15 protein-coding genes are annotated in these 15,668 nt (G+C 49.0%); 3 read left to right on the top strand and 12 right to left on the bottom strand.

The genetic code is table 11. The features are described from left to right. From murG to ACN0VA_RS04840, 12 genes are all read right to left on the bottom strand, one after another. Complete coding sequence (gene murG / locus ACN0VA_RS04895; RefSeq protein WP_417820068.1) at nucleotides 1-1,113, bottom strand: undecaprenyldiphospho-muramoylpentapeptide beta-N-acetylglucosaminyltransferase; 1,113 nt, start codon at nucleotides 1,111-1,113, stop codon at nucleotides 1-3. Then, on the bottom strand, nucleotides 1,110-2,228 hold the full coding sequence (gene ftsW, locus ACN0VA_RS04890) for a putative lipid II flippase FtsW (RefSeq protein ID WP_417820067.1): 1,119 nt from the start codon (nucleotides 2,226-2,228) through the stop codon (nucleotides 1,110-1,112). The genes murG and ftsW overlap by 4 nt, the downstream gene beginning before the upstream one ends. Beyond that, nucleotides 2,229-3,581, bottom strand: coding sequence for a UDP-N-acetylmuramoyl-L-alanine--D-glutamate ligase (murD, locus tag ACN0VA_RS04885; protein ID WP_417820066.1), 1,353 nt, complete (start codon nucleotides 3,579-3,581; stop codon nucleotides 2,229-2,231). Nucleotides 3,582-3,597: 16 nt separating this feature from the next. Then, nucleotides 3,598-4,683 carry a phospho-N-acetylmuramoyl-pentapeptide-transferase gene (mraY, locus tag ACN0VA_RS04880; RefSeq protein ID WP_417820065.1) on the bottom strand — a complete coding sequence of 362 codons (1,086 nt, stop codon included), beginning with the start codon at nucleotides 4,681-4,683 and terminating at the stop codon, nucleotides 3,598-3,600. A 21-nt stretch (nucleotides 4,684-4,704) separates the two neighbouring features. Continuing rightward, complete coding sequence (locus ACN0VA_RS04875; protein ID WP_417820064.1) at nucleotides 4,705-6,099, bottom strand: UDP-N-acetylmuramoyl-tripeptide--D-alanyl-D-alanine ligase; 1,395 nt, start codon at nucleotides 6,097-6,099, stop codon at nucleotides 4,705-4,707. Further along, the gene (locus tag ACN0VA_RS04870) at nucleotides 6,092-7,513 is read right to left on the bottom strand and encodes a UDP-N-acetylmuramoyl-L-alanyl-D-glutamate--2,6-diaminopimelate ligase (protein WP_417820063.1); all 1,422 of its coding nucleotides are present in this window, start codon (nucleotides 7,511-7,513) and stop codon (nucleotides 6,092-6,094) included. The genes ACN0VA_RS04875 and ACN0VA_RS04870 overlap by 8 nt, the downstream gene beginning before the upstream one ends. A 3-nt stretch (nucleotides 7,514-7,516) precedes the next feature. Then, nucleotides 7,517-9,208 carry a peptidoglycan D,D-transpeptidase FtsI family protein gene (locus ACN0VA_RS04865; RefSeq protein ID WP_417820062.1) on the bottom strand — a complete coding sequence of 564 codons (1,692 nt, stop codon included), beginning with the start codon at nucleotides 9,206-9,208 and terminating at the stop codon, nucleotides 7,517-7,519. Nucleotides 9,209-9,210: 2 nt separating this feature from the next. Then, the gene (ftsL, locus tag ACN0VA_RS04860) at nucleotides 9,211-9,531 is read right to left on the bottom strand and encodes a cell division protein FtsL (protein ID WP_417820061.1); all 321 of its coding nucleotides are present in this window, start codon (nucleotides 9,529-9,531) and stop codon (nucleotides 9,211-9,213) included. Next, nucleotides 9,528-10,469, bottom strand: coding sequence for a 16S rRNA (cytosine(1402)-N(4))-methyltransferase RsmH (gene rsmH / locus ACN0VA_RS04855; protein WP_417820060.1), 942 nt, complete (start codon nucleotides 10,467-10,469; stop codon nucleotides 9,528-9,530). Before rsmH ends, ftsL begins: the two co-directional genes overlap by 4 nt. Continuing rightward, nucleotides 10,466-10,936 (bottom strand): division/cell wall cluster transcriptional repressor MraZ, encoded by a 471-nt coding sequence (locus ACN0VA_RS04850; RefSeq protein ID WP_417820059.1) that lies wholly within the window; start codon nucleotides 10,934-10,936, stop codon nucleotides 10,466-10,468. Before ACN0VA_RS04850 ends, rsmH begins: the two co-directional genes overlap by 4 nt. 515 nt (nucleotides 10,937-11,451) lie before the next feature. Beyond that, nucleotides 11,452-12,144 carry a hypothetical protein gene (locus tag ACN0VA_RS04845; protein WP_417820058.1) on the bottom strand — a complete coding sequence of 231 codons (693 nt, stop codon included), beginning with the start codon at nucleotides 12,142-12,144 and terminating at the stop codon, nucleotides 11,452-11,454. 232 nt (nucleotides 12,145-12,376) lie between these two features. Further along, nucleotides 12,377-12,862 (bottom strand): hypothetical protein, encoded by a 486-nt coding sequence (locus tag ACN0VA_RS04840; RefSeq protein ID WP_417820057.1) that lies wholly within the window; start codon nucleotides 12,860-12,862, stop codon nucleotides 12,377-12,379. 240 nt (nucleotides 12,863-13,102) lie between these two features. Between ACN0VA_RS04840 and ACN0VA_RS04835 the strand changes: the two genes are divergently transcribed. The 3 genes from ACN0VA_RS04835 (at nucleotide 13,103) to ACN0VA_RS04825 (ending at nucleotide 15,650) form a co-directional block, all read left to right on the top strand. Then, the gene (locus ACN0VA_RS04835; RefSeq protein ID WP_417820056.1) at nucleotides 13,103-13,579 is read left to right on the top strand and encodes a hypothetical protein; all 477 of its coding nucleotides are present in this window, start codon (nucleotides 13,103-13,105) and stop codon (nucleotides 13,577-13,579) included. A gap of 72 nt (nucleotides 13,580-13,651) precedes the next feature. Further along, entirely contained in the window at nucleotides 13,652-14,404 is a 753-nt protein-coding gene (locus tag ACN0VA_RS04830; protein WP_417820055.1) for a response regulator, read from the top strand. Continuing rightward, a complete protein-coding gene (locus tag ACN0VA_RS04825; protein ID WP_417820054.1) occupies nucleotides 14,313-15,650 on the top strand; it encodes an ATP-binding protein in 1,338 nt (445 codons plus the stop codon). The genes ACN0VA_RS04830 and ACN0VA_RS04825 overlap by 92 nt, the downstream gene beginning before the upstream one ends. Nucleotides 15,651-15,668: the final 18 nt, after the last annotated feature.

Raw genomic sequence — 15,668 nt, 5'->3', positions numbered from 1 at the left:
TTATTCTTTCACCTTGATTAAATCTTCGACCGCGTCGGCCAAACGGGTGGCGGCGTCGGGTTGACCCGCGTTATATGCCGCGTCAGCCATTTGAGTCAGGATTTGCGGGTTGTCCAGTAGACTTTTCAACTCTTTCCCCAAATATTCGGAAGTTAGCTTATCTTGTGCGATCAATTTGCATGCACCCGCGGTTTCCAGATTTTGTGCGTTTCTGGTTTGGTGGTCGTCGGTTGCATGCGGGTAGGGAACCAAAATGGACGGGCGACCAATGGTCGTAACCTCTGCACAGGTGGAAGCCCCGGCACGTGCGATAAGCAAGTGACAGTTTGCCAACATTTTAGGTACGTCTTCAAAGAAGATTTCTAAATAAACAGGCTGAATTGATTTTGTCGCATAAGCTTCTTTTGTTTGGGGCAGAAGTTCTTTGCGACATTGTTGCGTGATGGAAAGATGCGCTTTGTCCATTGGGCTTAGTTCATCAATTGCATCGGGTAGAATATCGCTGAAAACTTGCGCACCTTGGGATCCGCCTAAAACGAAGATGCGAATGTTGTCGTCGTCTGTCTTTTCCTGATAAGGGGTTTGGCGTTTATCCAAAATAGCTTGTCGGACAGGGTTACCAGTGAAAATGACTTTCCCCTCATTTTCAGAACCAATGTGATCCACCGTGGCGAAAGACGTGCAAATTCGTTTGACCTTGCCAGCCAACAAACGGTTTGCCCGACCTAAGACGGCATTTTGTTCATGGATAACGGTTGCATATCCCCCGAGGGAGGCTGCAATCATGGTTGGCACAGACGGATAGCCGCCAAAACCGACCACCACGCAGGGCTCCATTTTGGCAAGCAGACGTTTGGCTTGAAAGACGCCAAGCCCCAAGGATAGAGCTGAACGAATTTTGCCGAAAAGACCGCGCCCTGCGACACTGCCCGCACTGATATGTTGGGTTTCCAGTTGACCGAGGACACCACTGTATTTCGCACCGCGTTTGTCGGTGAAAAGGGCAAGACGATAACCGCGCGCAAGCAATTGTTCCGCAAGGCTTTCCGCCGGGAAAACATGCCCGCCCGTGCCACCGGCTGCCAGAATGATCAAGGGTTTTTTATCGCTCATAACTCCCCCCCGACGCGGCGGCGCGTCAGTGATAACAACATACCCATGCCCAAAGCCAATGACAGCAAGGATGACCCGCCATAAGAAATGAACGGCAGAGTCATGCCTTTGGTCGGCATCAAGTGTGTGGTCGAGGCCATATTAATGACAGCCTGCAAGCCAAATTGAGTGACAAGCCCCCCGACAGCCAACAAAACAAACAGGTTGGTTTCGTGAAACATCTTGGAAAAACCGCGCAAAACAATGGTGGCAAACAGGCCGATAATGAATAGACAGGCAATCAGGCCGAATTCTTCACCCGCAACAGCAAAGATGAAATCGGTGTGGGCATCGGGCAACAGGTGCTTGATATCGCCTTCACCGGGGCCCGTGCCAAACAAACCGCCGTTCTGAAACGCTTCGAGGGAGCGTGAAATTTGGTAGTTGTCCCCGCTGGCCGGATCAAGGAAACGATCTACACGGCTTTTGACGTGATCAACCATCATATAGGCGGCCATAGAACCGGTCATAAAGACGACGGCAACCAGAACAACAAAGAATACAGGCAATCCAGCCAAGAAGAACTGCACACCCCAAACCGCTGAGATGACAGCCGTCATCCCGAAGTCGGGTTGTGTCACCAATAAACCGGCAACCAAGGCAAACAGGGCAATGGAAATGAAATGACCGGGGAAGGCCGTATCCTTGCGCCATTCACTGAACATCCATGCGGCAACCACTGCAAAGGTAGGTTTCAGGAATTCAGACGGTTGAATGGTGAAGCCGGCAAAAGAAATCCAGCGTGCCGCCCCCTTGACTTCGGCGCCTAGGAAATGGGTGCTAGCGGTCAGGATCAGGAAAACAGCAAAAAGAACCGCAGCCAATCGACGCACCATGACAGGTTCCAGCAAGGAAACAAAGATCATGGTTAATAACGCCAAGGGAAGATAGGCAAACTGACGAATGGCAAAATGGTACGTATCCAGACCGATGCGGGCCGCGACAGGCGGGCTGGCAGCCAAGGTTAAAATCGCCCCGACTGCAACAATTAATAAAATAGCGGAGAGCAACCAGCGATCAATCGTCCACCACCAACGCCCCAAAACACTTGTATCGACACGAGAGAAGCTGATCATCTAGGCGGCCTCCTCTTGTAATTTTTGAACAAGGGCGCGAAAGGCATCGCCGCGCGCTTCAAAACTGCTGAATTGATCCCACGAGGCACAGGCCGGGGATAATAAGACAACACCGCCTTTTTCTTTTGCATCCTGAAAGGCTTGTGTAAGCGCGCGCTCCAATGTTTGACAGCGTTGATAAGGCAGGGCGCCGTCTAAGGTCTGAGCAAAGGCATCTTCGGCCTCACCGATCAGGTAGGCTTTTTCAACGGAACTTAATTGGCCCAACAACGAGGTTATGCCGCCTTCTTTGGCCTGCCCACCCGCAATCCAGTAGATGTCGTCATAAGCACCGAGTGCTTTGGCTGTGGCGTCGGCGTTGGTGGCTTTGCTGTCATTGATGAATAAGACACCGTCAACCGTGGCAATGATTTCCTGACGATGGGCCAGGCCGGGAAAACCCGCAATGCCGCGCACAATCCATGCGGGATCCGCGCCCAAGGCAATGGCGGTTGCGTAAGCAGCCAGTGCGTTTTGTTGGTTATGTTTACCTTGCAGGGTTTTGACAGAAGACAAATCCACGACCTGAATACCTTCAGGATCAAAGGCTTCGTCAATCAGGATATCCTCATCAACGAAAATTGCATCTTCAACGGGGCCATTGGCTGTTATGGCGATCCGCTTTGCCTGTGTCAGGTCGTTTTCTGCAAAGACTTTGCGGCTATGATCGTCATCGATACCGATAACGGCAAACTGTTCGGTCCCTTGATTGGCGAAAATATTCTTTTTGGCCGCGATATATCCATCCAATCCACCGTGACGATCCAGATGATCAGGGCTGATGTTTAACCAGACCGCTACATCCGCACAAAGTGAAGGCGTGCGTTCCAATTGATAAGACGATAGTTCCAGCACATAAACGCCGTCTTCATCCAGTTGGTCGAGATCAAGGGCAGGTGTACCCAGATTGCCACCAACCGCGACATCAAAGCCTGCGACTTCCAAGACATGGGCGATTAGAGATGTGGTCGTGGATTTCCCATTGGTTCCGGTAATAGCCACATATTTGGCGTTTGGGCAGGTTTGCACCAACAATTCCACATCACAAACGATGGGGCAGTTATGTGCACGCGCCAATTCCGCCACAGGATGTGGGGTCGGGAAGGTATGCGGGATACCGGGACTCATAACCAGTAGGTCAATTTGGGTCCAATCCGCTTTGGTTAAATCAACCAGATCATCACGCGTTGACTTATCATCCCACGCCCAGACGCGTGCACCTGCATCTTGCAAGGCGCGTTCAACCGATGCACCGGATTTACCGAGCCCGAGAACGGCGACTGTTTTGTCTTTATAAGCAGTAGGAATGATCACGTCCGGTATGCTCCTATTAACGCAGTTTCAATGTAGCCAAGCCGATGAGGGCGAGGATCAAGGCAATAATCCAGAAACGGATAACGATGGTGGGTTCGGCCCAACCCTTTTTTTCGTAATGGTGATGCAGCGGTGCCATTTTAAAGACGCGCTTGCCTGTCAGTTTAAACGAGGCCACCTGTACGATGACGGACACGGTTTCTAGAACAAACAGGCCGCCAACAATGGCCAAAACCAGTTCGTGTTTGGTGACAACCGCAATGGACCCCAAGGTGCCGCCAAGGGCCAATGATCCGGTATCCCCCATAAAGACCATCGCGGGCGGGGCGTTAAACCATAAAAATCCGATGCAGGCCCCGATAACGGCGGCGCAAATAACAGCCAGTTCGCCCGCGCCGGGGACGTAATGGATTTGCAGATAATCGGCAAAGACGAAGTTGCCGACCAGATAGGAAAAAATCGCAAACACACCGACGGCAATAATCACCGGAACAGTCGCAAGACCGTCCAGTCCGTCCGTCAGGTTGACCGCATTGGAAGACCCGATCATTACCAAAACGGCAAAGATCGGGAAGAAAATACCCAAATTGAGCAAAACATCCTTGAAGAACGGCAAGGCGAGATGGGTGTTTAGGCTTTCGGGTTGAACGCTGGCGACGATAAAGGCCGCAATCCCTGCAAACAGAAGTTGCCCGAGTAATTTCAGCTTACCTGACAAACCCTTGGTGTTTTTCTTGGAAACTTTCAGATAATCATCGGTGAAACCAATGAAACCATAGCCCAATGTCACCAGCATAACCGCCCAGATATAAGGGTTTGATAAATCGGCCCATAACAGAACGGAAATGGTCATGGAAGTCAAAATCATGATACCGCCCATTGTCGGGGTACCCTGTTTTTTCAAATGGCTTTCCGGCCCATCGTCGCGGATCGGCTGGCCTTGACCTTGCCACTGGCGCAACCAACGGATCAGACGCGGGCCGATGATAAAAGCAATGACCATAGCTGTCATAACCGCGCCGCCTGTTCTGAATGTCAGATAGCGAAACAGGTTGAAGACCGCAAATTGATCGGCCAAAGGAAAGAGGAGGTGATATAGCATGTGTCGGTTTCTCTTTCGTCTTTACGTCCCGTTGGATTGCAATTCAAGAAGGGCGTCCAGCACCAGATCGGTGCGTGACCCCCGCGAACTTTTAATACTGATAACGTCGCCCGGTTGAACCGCCTGTACCACCAACGGCGCCAGATGTTCGGCGCTGGAGGCATGGGCACCGCGTTGTGGGGCGGGCAACGCCTTGAATAGATGTTTCATTAACGGGCCACAGGCAAAGACCAAATGGATATGCTTGCAGGCATCCGCCAAATTTTTGTGAATATCGATTTCATCGGGGCCGAGTTCCAGCATATCGCCCAGAACCGCAATGCGTCGGCCAGACTGGTGTGATAGCACGTCAAGGGCTGCGCGCATGGAAGCATCATTGGCATTATAGCTTTCGTCGATGACGCGAAGGTTGCCCCCGGACAATTCAATTGTATGGACCGCCCCGCGTCCTTTTAACTGTGATAAATGCGCCAAATCGCTTGCAGCCTGTTTTACGTCTGCGCCTAAAGCCTCGATGCAGGCAAGAACCGCTAAACTGTTGGCAACCCAATGGCGGCCATCGTGCGCAATTTTATAGTCAAGGGGCTGACCGTGGATGTTTGCCGAGATAAAAGTACCGTTTTCTGTTTCATCATTTTCAAATGATGTTGCGCTAAACATGGCGTCTTGTTCACTTGCAAAGGTGATGATGTTATCAATGCCTTGTGTCAGGCAGGCTTGTTTCATGCGTTCGAAATAAGGGGTATCGACATTTAAAACCGCGGCACCGCCCTTTTTCAGGCCTGCAAAAATTTCGCACTTGGCATCGGCAATGGCCGCTTCGTCCTCAAAATATTCCAAATGGGCGGCGGCGACCGTTGTGATGACGGCAACATCAGGCTGGGCCATTTGCGACAATTCAATCAATTCGCCCGCATGGTTCATCCCCAGTTCAAGCACCGCAAAGGTGCAGTCACGCGGCATACGGGCCAAGGTTAAAGGCAGGCCGAAATGATTGTTGAGATTACCAAGGGTGGCGTGCGTTTTTCCTTGTTTGGATAAAACACTGGCGAGGGCCTCTTTCACCCCGGTTTTCCCCACACTGCCGGTAACGGCGACGATTTTTGCGTTTGAGCGCGCGCGTGCGGCACGTCCCAAATCTTCCAGTGCACGCGTTGTGTTTTTCACCAGAAGCAGTTTGTCATCTTGACGGCAATTTTGCGGAATATGAGAGACAACAGCAGCGGCTGCGCCGGCCTTTAAGGCAGCGTGAACAAATTGATGCCCATCGAAGCTGGGGCCTTTGATGGCAATAAACAGATCCCCTTTTTCCACATTGCGGCTGTCAATGGAAATGCCTGTGCATTCCCATTGCCCGAATGGGGTTCCGTCTACGACCTTCGCCGCTTCGTCGGTTGTCCATAAAATATCAGTCATGGATCAACTCCCGTGCAAGGGCGCGGTCATCAAAAGGCAACACACGATCACCAACAATTTGACCTGTTTCATGGCCTTTTCCGGCGATAAGAAGAACATCGCCTTCTTCCAATTCGGAAATGGCGGCTTCAATAGCAGTTTTACGATCACCGATTTCGGTGGCATCCGGGCAGGCCGCCATGATTTCGGAGCGGATAATTGTGGCATCTTCGCTGCGTGGATTATCATCACTGACATAAACGCGATCAGCAAACTGGGCGGCAATATTCCCCATTTGCGGACGTTTGCCTTTGTCACGGTCCCCGCCGCAACCAAACAAGACCGCCAACTGCCCTTGTGTATGGGGGCGAAGTGCGCACAGAACGGTTTTTAAGGCATCCGGTGTATGGGCGTAATCGACGTAAACGCCGTGGCCCATTGCCTCCATACGACCCGGGACCCCTTCCAGTTTGGACAGCAAGGGGATCACGTCTTCTGGGTTATGTCCGCTGGCGATCACGATCATGGTCGCGCACATAATGTTTTCGGCTTGAAAATAACCCGCCAAGGGCAAGGCGATTTGATAGTCTTTTCCACCGGCGCGCAGAACAAGGTCTTGACCGTGCGGTGTCGGTCGGGCTGTGATCAACTGAATATCATGCCCCATTTTCCCATAGCTCAGGACTTTACGGCCGGTTTGTTCCAGAAGGCTGCGTAAGGCTTCAAATTCTGGAATATCGGCGTTTAAAACACCGATGCCGGATGGGCTGAGTAAATCACTGAAGAGCCGTTTCTTTGCGCGCAGATAATCTGCCATATCGACATGATAATCCAGATGGTCCCGGCTCAGGTTTGTAAAGGCTGCGATCTGAACCTTTACCCCGTCCATACGATATTGGTCCAACCCGTGACTGGACGCTTCCATTGCAAGATGGGTGACGCCTGATTGTGCAATTTCTGCAAGACGTTGGTGCAAACCTGCCGGGTCTGGTGTGGTCAAGCCACCTGCAATATTCAATCCCGGTGCCGTGATGCCCAAGGTGCCGACACTGGCTGCTGAATGACCGAGCATGGACCAGAGTTGACGAACAAAGGTGACAACTGAGCTTTTACCGTTGGTGCCGGTAACGGCGGCGCATAGACCAGGTTGCACGCCATAAAAAGCGGCCGCGGCCTTGGCAAAACGCAGACGCGGGCTGTCATCATAAATGAAAACGGTATTCGGATAGATATCGAGGCCTTCGGTTTTACTGGGGACCAAAACGGCACTGGCCCCATTTTTGACGGCCTGCTCAATAAAGGCGCGCCCATCTACGCGATTGCCGGGCAGGGCGGCAAACAGATAGCCGGGTTTAACAGCGCGACTGTCGACGCTCAGGCCTGTGATGTCCAATTCGGATGCGCAATCGGGGAAAAGAATGTTTAATTGAACCATGATTTACCCCTTCACCTTGATGAAAAGAGGGTCGCCCGGTTGATAGGCTTGTTCTTCACCGGTTGATGGGGCAAGGCCAAGCATGGGGCCAACGCGATCAACGACCCTTTTGGCAATGGGGGCCGCAACCCAGCCCGCAGTCGCGTATCCAAATGTCTTTTTGTTGCCGACCGGTTCATCGACCATTGCAAGGATGGCATATTTTGGGTTTTCAATCGGGAAAACACCGGCAAAAGACGAAATACGGGCGCGACGGTTATAAGATCCACCTTCCTGTTTGTCCGCTGTTCCGGTCTTGCCACCCACACGGTAAAAGGCAGAATTGGCTTTTTTGCCGGATCCTTGCAAAACCACCAGACGCATGAGTTTGCGCATCTGTGCGGAGACTTCTTCGGAAATAACGCGGCGCGGGGGGAGGCGGTCTTTGGAATTGCCTTTTAATAATGTCGGGTTCGGCAAAAGTCCACCATTGGCCATTGCGCCCACGGCACTGGTCAATTGTAACGGCGTAATGGCAATGCCGTGTCCGTAAGAAATCGTCATGGTGCTGGCCTTGCGCCAACGTGTGGGATAAAGCGGTGTGCCGACTTCGGGGATTTCCAATGAGACGGTGTTCAGCAGGCCAAGACGGCCCATATATTCACGTTGCAAATCGGTTCCGGCTTCCAAGGCAATTTGGGCAGATCCGATGTTTGAAGAAAAAACTAAAATTTCTGGAACACTGAGAACCCGGTTTTTTCCGTGAAAATCGTTAATGAGAAAACGTCCGATTTTTAAAGGTTTGCTCGCATCGAACGTGTCATTGAGTGTGACCGTCTTACTGTCCAGTGCCATTGCCGTGTTGAACAGTTTGAAAATGGACCCCATTTCATAGACGCCTTTGGTCGCGCGGTTGAAGCCGGCATCACCCACAAGGGTATCTGTGTTATTGGGATCAAAATCGGGCAGGGATACCAAAGAGAGAAGTTCACCGGATTGAATGTCCATAATGATCCCCGCCCCGCCGATAGCCTTGAATTCATCAATGGCATCTTGCAAGGCGCTGCGCATAATGGATTGAATGCGAACATCGATGGAAAGTTCAAGCTTTCCACCCGGTGTGGTTAATTGATGATTGAAGCTTTGTTCAAGCCCGGCGATGCCGCGCCCATCAATATCGGTGTACCCAAGCACATGGGCGAGCAAGGGGCCTTGCGGATAGGTTCTACGTTCGTCACTTTGATAGTCCAGCCCCGGAATGCCGAGCAAATTGACCTGATATTTCTGATTGGGCGTTAAGGTGCGAACCAGATACTCAAAGCGTTTGCCCGAAGATAGTTTCTTAACGGTGTCATCAATCGCAAGTTCGGGCAAGATGCGCGCAAGTTTCAAGGCCGCCTGTGTCGGATCTTCCCCGGCTTCGAGAAAGGCTTTTGAATCCACAAATAACGAGTCTGCAGGCAGTGATGTCGCCACCAAGACACCATTGCGATCCACAATATCGGCGCGCACCGCTTCAACCACATCACCGGTGCTGGGGCTATCGACAAGGGATGGTTCCCGACTGCCGTGCAGAAGGGAAAGGTCAACCACGCGTCCGGCAAGAACGATGAACAAAATGGCAAAAACGGCCCCTGTCACCACGGCACGGTTGTGCCCGGTTTCAATGGCTCGGCGGTTTTTAAGTTGTTTTTCGCGGGCCCCCCGAAGTTCCATGATTAACGCTCCAGTTTTACAGGTTGGGCGTTGGGATCATCGGGCAGCAATTGCTTGTCAAACATATCCAAATTGATCAACTGATTGCCATTCATCGGCTTGAGACCCAAATGGCGACGGGCCAGATCTTCCAGACGATTGGGATCGTTCAGATAGCTCCATTCCGCTTTCAGGATATGGATGGTTTCCTGTTCTTCCAGAATTTGCTTGTTCAGTTCGCTCAGTTCTTTTTCCAGTTCGTCCACCTGATAGGTGATGCGAAAGACGCCAATTGACAGGGCAATGGCCAGAAAAACAGTCAGAGCAAGGGTCAGGCGGGTCATACGTTCCCTCCTGTCCAGCTTGGTGCATCGGTGCGAACGGCGGCGCGCAATTTTGAAGAACGTGCACGCGGGTTTTCTTTTAATTCTTCTTCACTGGGGGCAACGGGTTTACGTGTCACCAGTTTGAATGTCGGTTGGGGCCCGTCTGTCGCCGCATCAGGCATATAACGATTGGTCCGCGCGTTTGCTCCGCTGCGTTCTTTGAAAAACTTTTTAACGATGCGGTCTTCCAGTGAATGGAAGGTGACAACGACAAGACGACCGCCGGGCAGCAGCAATTCTTCCGCAGCGGCAAGGCCACGTTCCAGTTCGCCCAGTTCGTCATTGACGTAGATACGTAAACCTTGAAATGTACGGGTTGCCGGATCGATCTTGTCCTTGGCCTGCCAAACGACAGAACGCACGATTTTGGCAAGTTGTGCGGTTGTCGTGATTTCTTCTTCTTTGCGTGCTTCGACGATGGCGCGCGCCACACGACGTGAATGACGTTCTTCGCCGTATTTGTAGATAATATCGGCAAGATCTTTTTCGTCGTAAGTATTGACCACGTCCGCCGCACTTTCACCGGATTGTGCCATGCGCATGTCCAGTGGACCATCCTCGCGGAAGGAAAAACCACGATCGGCTTCATCAATCTGGAAGGAAGAGACTCCTATATCCAGAACCACCGCGTTCACCTTTTGATTCACAAGGGCCGCCATGTCCCCATAGCAGCCCTCAAACATTGTCAGCCGGTTATCCAAGGATTTGGATAGGGTGTTGCCCCGTTTGATTGCGTCCGGGTCACGGTCTATGGCAAAGACCCGACAATTGGCGGCATCCAGTATGGCTTTGGTATAGCCCCCTCCACCGAAGGTACCATCAATAACGATGTCACCTTCTTCAGGTGCAATGGCTTGAACGATTTCATTTAATAGAACGGGGATATGTCCACTCATTGTACATCCTCCGGACTGACGCGCAGTTTCAAGGTCCGCTTGGCGGCCTTGGCGCGGCTGAAAGCCTGCTTCGCATGCGCTTCATAAGCACGGGGCTCCCAGATTAAAATCTCGCGTCCGCGCCCGACAAATAAGGCTTGATCGGTAATCCCAGCGTGTTCCAGCAATTCTTGCGGTAAAATGACACGTCCTTCGGTGTCAAAGCTCAGTTGGCTTGCACTTTCCAAAATGACAGCTGCCAGATCGTCCTGATCATCAGAGAAAAAATCGGTTTCGGCGGTGAGGCTATCGGCCAAAACGGTCATAAAGGTTTCGTCGCAAGCGGCAATCGCGGGGAATTTAAAGGAAGGATAAGCATACATCCCGCGGAAATTTTGCGTTTCAAAGGACGCGCGGAAAGGCTTGGGGACACTGGTGCGCCCCTTTTTATCTATCTTATTTAGATGCTTTCCGACAAAAAGTGCCATGATGGCGATGCCTGCCTGCTAAATTGTTCGAACCTCACCCATTGAAGAACAGTGAAAAGACCGGCATAACCGATCCCAATTTCCAGACAGTCCATTGTTAACGGATGGGCTGTCCCTATTATTCGATGGGATAGTATGGGATATCATGGGATTTAATGGGAGGTCAATGTAAAAACATGGGAAAAGCGGCAGGAAACAAGGCTTGAACAAAAGTTTTAATGGCTATATGTGGGGTGTTTGTTTTGCAGTAGCCCTACATATAGGTATGGATAAGTTGAGGACTTGTCGGTAGATTTATAAAAAGTAAAGAAGATCAAAGGCTTTCTTCAAAAATGAAGATTGAGAGAATAAAGTTATTTATTCGGTATCAAAAAATATCTGTAAATGAGTTTTGGCAATTTAAAAAGAAGGGGGAAGGGCTTCTAACCTCTCTATGAGACGCCCGATTCATCCGTGAATCTTGGCTTAGAAGAACGGGTTTTCTGAATCTTAAAGCAGGTTGTTGAGTGGGTAGCTTATAATTGGATGCTAGGCTTTACTCGCACTCTCAAGTTACAGATAGAGCAGGCATCATCATATTGATAGAGAGCTAAACCGTTTTTGTCGAAGATATATTCGTATGTACCAATTGGTTTGAGTTCTTCAGTGTCTGGGGCCATAGGTTCAGTGCTATTTCTTACCCCACCTTTGAAGAGCGTCTGTGTCCAAACACCACTTTCATATTTTGTGAGGGACTTATGGGTTCGGTATTCATCACTCCCCACGATATTGCTCTCGAAAGCTGATTCTCCTAGAACAAAACGGCAATCGTCAGGAGTATAGCATTGCATTACCCCAAAGCTATTACTTGCAACGGCATTTACAAGCCTTCCCTTCTTATTTAGTTGGAAAAATTTATGTGTTTCTGTTGCTGTTCCTTCTTTTATATTTTCTTCTTCAAAATGAAAGAACTCCCCTTCCTTGTGGGTGTATTTGTATTCAGACATATGGCCTGTAAGCTTATCTTCAATCCAATAACTGAATCCGAGAGCAAGTGTAGATAGGTCAATATAATCTATGGCATCAGGGGTGAGAATGTGATCTCTATATTCTTCCAGTATTTCCACTTTGCTGGGTTCTTTAAACTGAGCCATGCGTACCATTCGTTCATCAAGTTTGTTTGACATTAGATTTAGTATATCTTGCATCTTGGCGAATTTCTTTGACACGTTTGCACCTAGGGGATCAATTTCTGAAAGCGGCTAGAGGTTAGCATTTGATTACTTTATTACAAGTATAAGTTTGAGGTGTGCTCTCATCGCTAGAACCGTCAATGATTTTTTTAGCTCGGAATGTTTAATCAAGAGGTTTGTCTTTTTAACTGAATGCTATTGTTAAGGTATTAATTATTTGCGGATTGTTTTCCCTGAAGTTCATCCTTCAGACGTAAGATTTGGAGGTTCAATTGGTAAACAACAAGCCATGTGCGCCAAGAACAGCCCCGGCAATGGTGATGACACTTACGGTCAAAAGTACCCAATGCATGATTTGTATGATGCGAAAGGTGCGGTCCGGATTTTTCTGGGCCTGAGTGTGGAACAGCTTATGTAAAACAAGGGGTTCCAGCACAAAAAGGATCAAGGTAAAGACCGCCCATACCCCTGTCATGGCATGTAGCCACCAATATCCAGGGGTCGCGAAAAGGGACCAGCCATCCATTTTATAAAGCATGTAAAAACCGCTAAGCCCGGTCAGAAGCGTGGTCAGGCGGGCTTGCAAGGCAAAGCGACGTTCCACTGTTTCAAAGAACATAATTCGTTCGTCCGGCTGTTTCATTTTACGCACAGCCGGTAACAAAACAGTCGTGACCATCGCAACACCACCGATCCAGAAAACAACAGACAGGACATGCAGTCCACGTGCGAGTGTTAATGTATCAAAGTTCATCGTTTAGCAGTTCCTAGATATCGGGATAAGGGAGGGATGATCTCGATTAGCAAATCACTTTTGAGAATTATTCGCAATACTTTTATAAGTTTTTCTTAATTTAAACGGAAGCCATTTTTGAATTCAGGTTTCTATCCAATAAAAGCAGATAACGCCTCTTAAGGTGCGTTTAAGGTAAGAAAGCCATTTTCTTTTTGGAACGAAATTCCCCTACAGGAAAAGAAAATGAGGATTTACCCAATGTTTACGAAAACGAAGATCGCTTCAGCCCTTTTAGCAGTTGGTTTGTTTTTTGGTGTCACAAATTTAAGTTTTGCAGCCGATCGTCATTCACATGGCGAGCAGACAATGGTTGAGGCAAAGCTCAATGCAGGGCAAAAATGGAAAGGTGACAAACACTTACGCAAAAGTATGGGGGCAATTCGGACTTCTATTCATACCCGGCTGGGAGAGATCCATGAGAACCGCTTACCTTCAGATGAATATAAGAAGCTGGCAAATGAAATTCAGACCCAAATTGATTACATGGTCGAAAATTGTCATCTTCCTGAAGCAGAGGATGAGCAACTCCACATCATTTTGAATCCGATCTTCGAGGGTGTCAGTGAAATGGGAAGTGGAAAAAATGAACGGGCAGGTGCAGTAAAGGTCGTTAAAGTCTACAATACGTATGGCAAGTATTTTGAAGATTCCAATTGGTCGCCCTTGGGGAAATAAAGTGATGTACGCTCTCAGGGTGTTGAATAAACAATAGCTTGAGAGCGTTCCGGCAGGATGCAGGGAAAATGTATGCGCATACTTCTTATTGAAGACGATATTTTGTTGGGGCAAGGGATCGTAACAGGACTATCACAAGGTGGTTTTGCTCTCGATTGGGTGCAAGATGGGGAAGATGCTGAAACGGCGATAAGAGGAACAGCATATGACGCTCTTGTGCTAGATCTCGGCTTGCCTAAGGTGGATGGTCTTACTTTATTGCGGGATATGAGAAAGTCAGACAATAGCATGCCTGTCTTAATTTTAACTGCACGTGATGCGATAGAAGACCGCGTTGCAGGCTTGGATGCAGGGGCGGATGATTATTTAATTAAGCCATTTGATCTTACAGAATTACAAGCGAGATTAAGGGCGTTAGTACGCAGAGCAAACGGGATATCGGATTCAACCCTGTACCATAACCGGGTGGCTTTGATGATATCCAGCCGAACAGTGACACTAGACGATAAGCCGGTCACTCTTTCTGACCGGGAGTTTGTCACTTTGCAGGAATTAATGTTGAATACAGGGCGTGTTCTTTCCAAAAATCAATTGGAAGAAAAACTCTACGGTTGGGGGGAAGAAATCGAAAGCAATACCATTGAGGTTTATATCCATCACATAAGACGAAAGCTGTATCCAGAACTGATTAAAACAATACGCGGTGTTGGCTACATGATCCCAAGGAAGACCCATGAGACGATCCTTGCGCCAAAGATTATTTTTTATTCTTGCCGGAAGTGTCGTATGTGCATGGTTAGCGACCGCACTCTTTTCATATTTTGACACAAAAAAACAAATAGATGAGATGCTGGACGCGAGCTTAGTTCAGGCGGCGGAATTAATACTTGTTTTGATGGCTGAATTGGAAACCGGTGAGGTGAGGGCCAAAACCGTATTTGAGCTTCCAACGAACCATGCGCAGATGATTGCATATCGTGTATGGACGGCTGACAAACATTTGCTTGTTGCCTCACCAAACATGCCGCGCATTACAACGGGTTCTTGGCAAAAAGGTTTTTCCAACAAAGTCATTGAAAATGAAAACTGGCGCTTTTACGGTATAAAAAATAATCATGGTGTCCATGTCGAGGTTGGCCAACGATACGATTTTCGATCGACCTTTGCAAAAAATGTCGCGACCCATTTATTTCACCCCGTATGGTTTGCCATCCCTTTGTTGGCGATCTTGATTTGGCTATCTGTATCTTGGGGGGTGGCGCCTTTAAAAGTTGTTACGAAAAATGTGATCAAGCGGTCGGCGGATGATCTGGCACCTTTAAATACAAGGAATGTTCCTTCAGAGATTATGCCGTTGATTGAAGCCCTGAACGGTCTTTTTTCCAAAATAGGAAAGCTACTTGAGAAAGAACGCCGATTTACGGCTGATGCGTCTCATGAACTGCGCACCCCCCTTGCTGCTATTCGAACCCATACTCAAGTCGCACAACATGCACGCAATGAAAAAGAGAGGACGGATGCGCTTGATCGTATCAAGGAAGGTACAGATCGCGCTGTGCGGCTTATTGAACAGTTATTGGTTTTAGCTAGACTTGATCATCAAAACACCTTTGGGGCTCAGGAAAAAGTCAATCTGAGTGATGTTGTTATTCAAGCTGTCCTGAGTGAAAATACACATTCAATGGAGAAGAATATCGACTTGGGTTTTTCAAAGAGAACAGATGAAGATGCGCTTGTCGTAGGCAATGCTGATCTTTTAATGATTTTAGTCCGAAATATTCTCAATAATGCAATTTGTTATACACCAGAGGGTGGGACAGTAGATGTAAGTATCGAAAAATCTGACGAATGTATCAATTTACGCATATTGGACACGGGGCCGGGCATCCCTGAAGAGCGTCGAAAACGTGTGTTTGACAGATTTTATCGTATTGAAGGCAGCGGTGAAAACGGTTGTGGCTTAGGTTTATCAATTGTTTTAAGAATTGCAGAAATGCACGGCGCATCGGTCCATTTAACAGATAACCCAACGGGGCAGGGTCTTTGTCTTGTCGTCGCTTTTCCTTCTTAGATTGGCCCGCTTTTGGTC

The organism is Terasakiella sp., assembly GCF_048267425.1.
GTDB lineage: Bacteria > Pseudomonadota > Alphaproteobacteria > Rhodospirillales > Terasakiellaceae > Terasakiella.
Note: the sequence above shows the minus strand (reverse complement) of the source record. Positions and strands in the feature narration are given on the sequence as shown.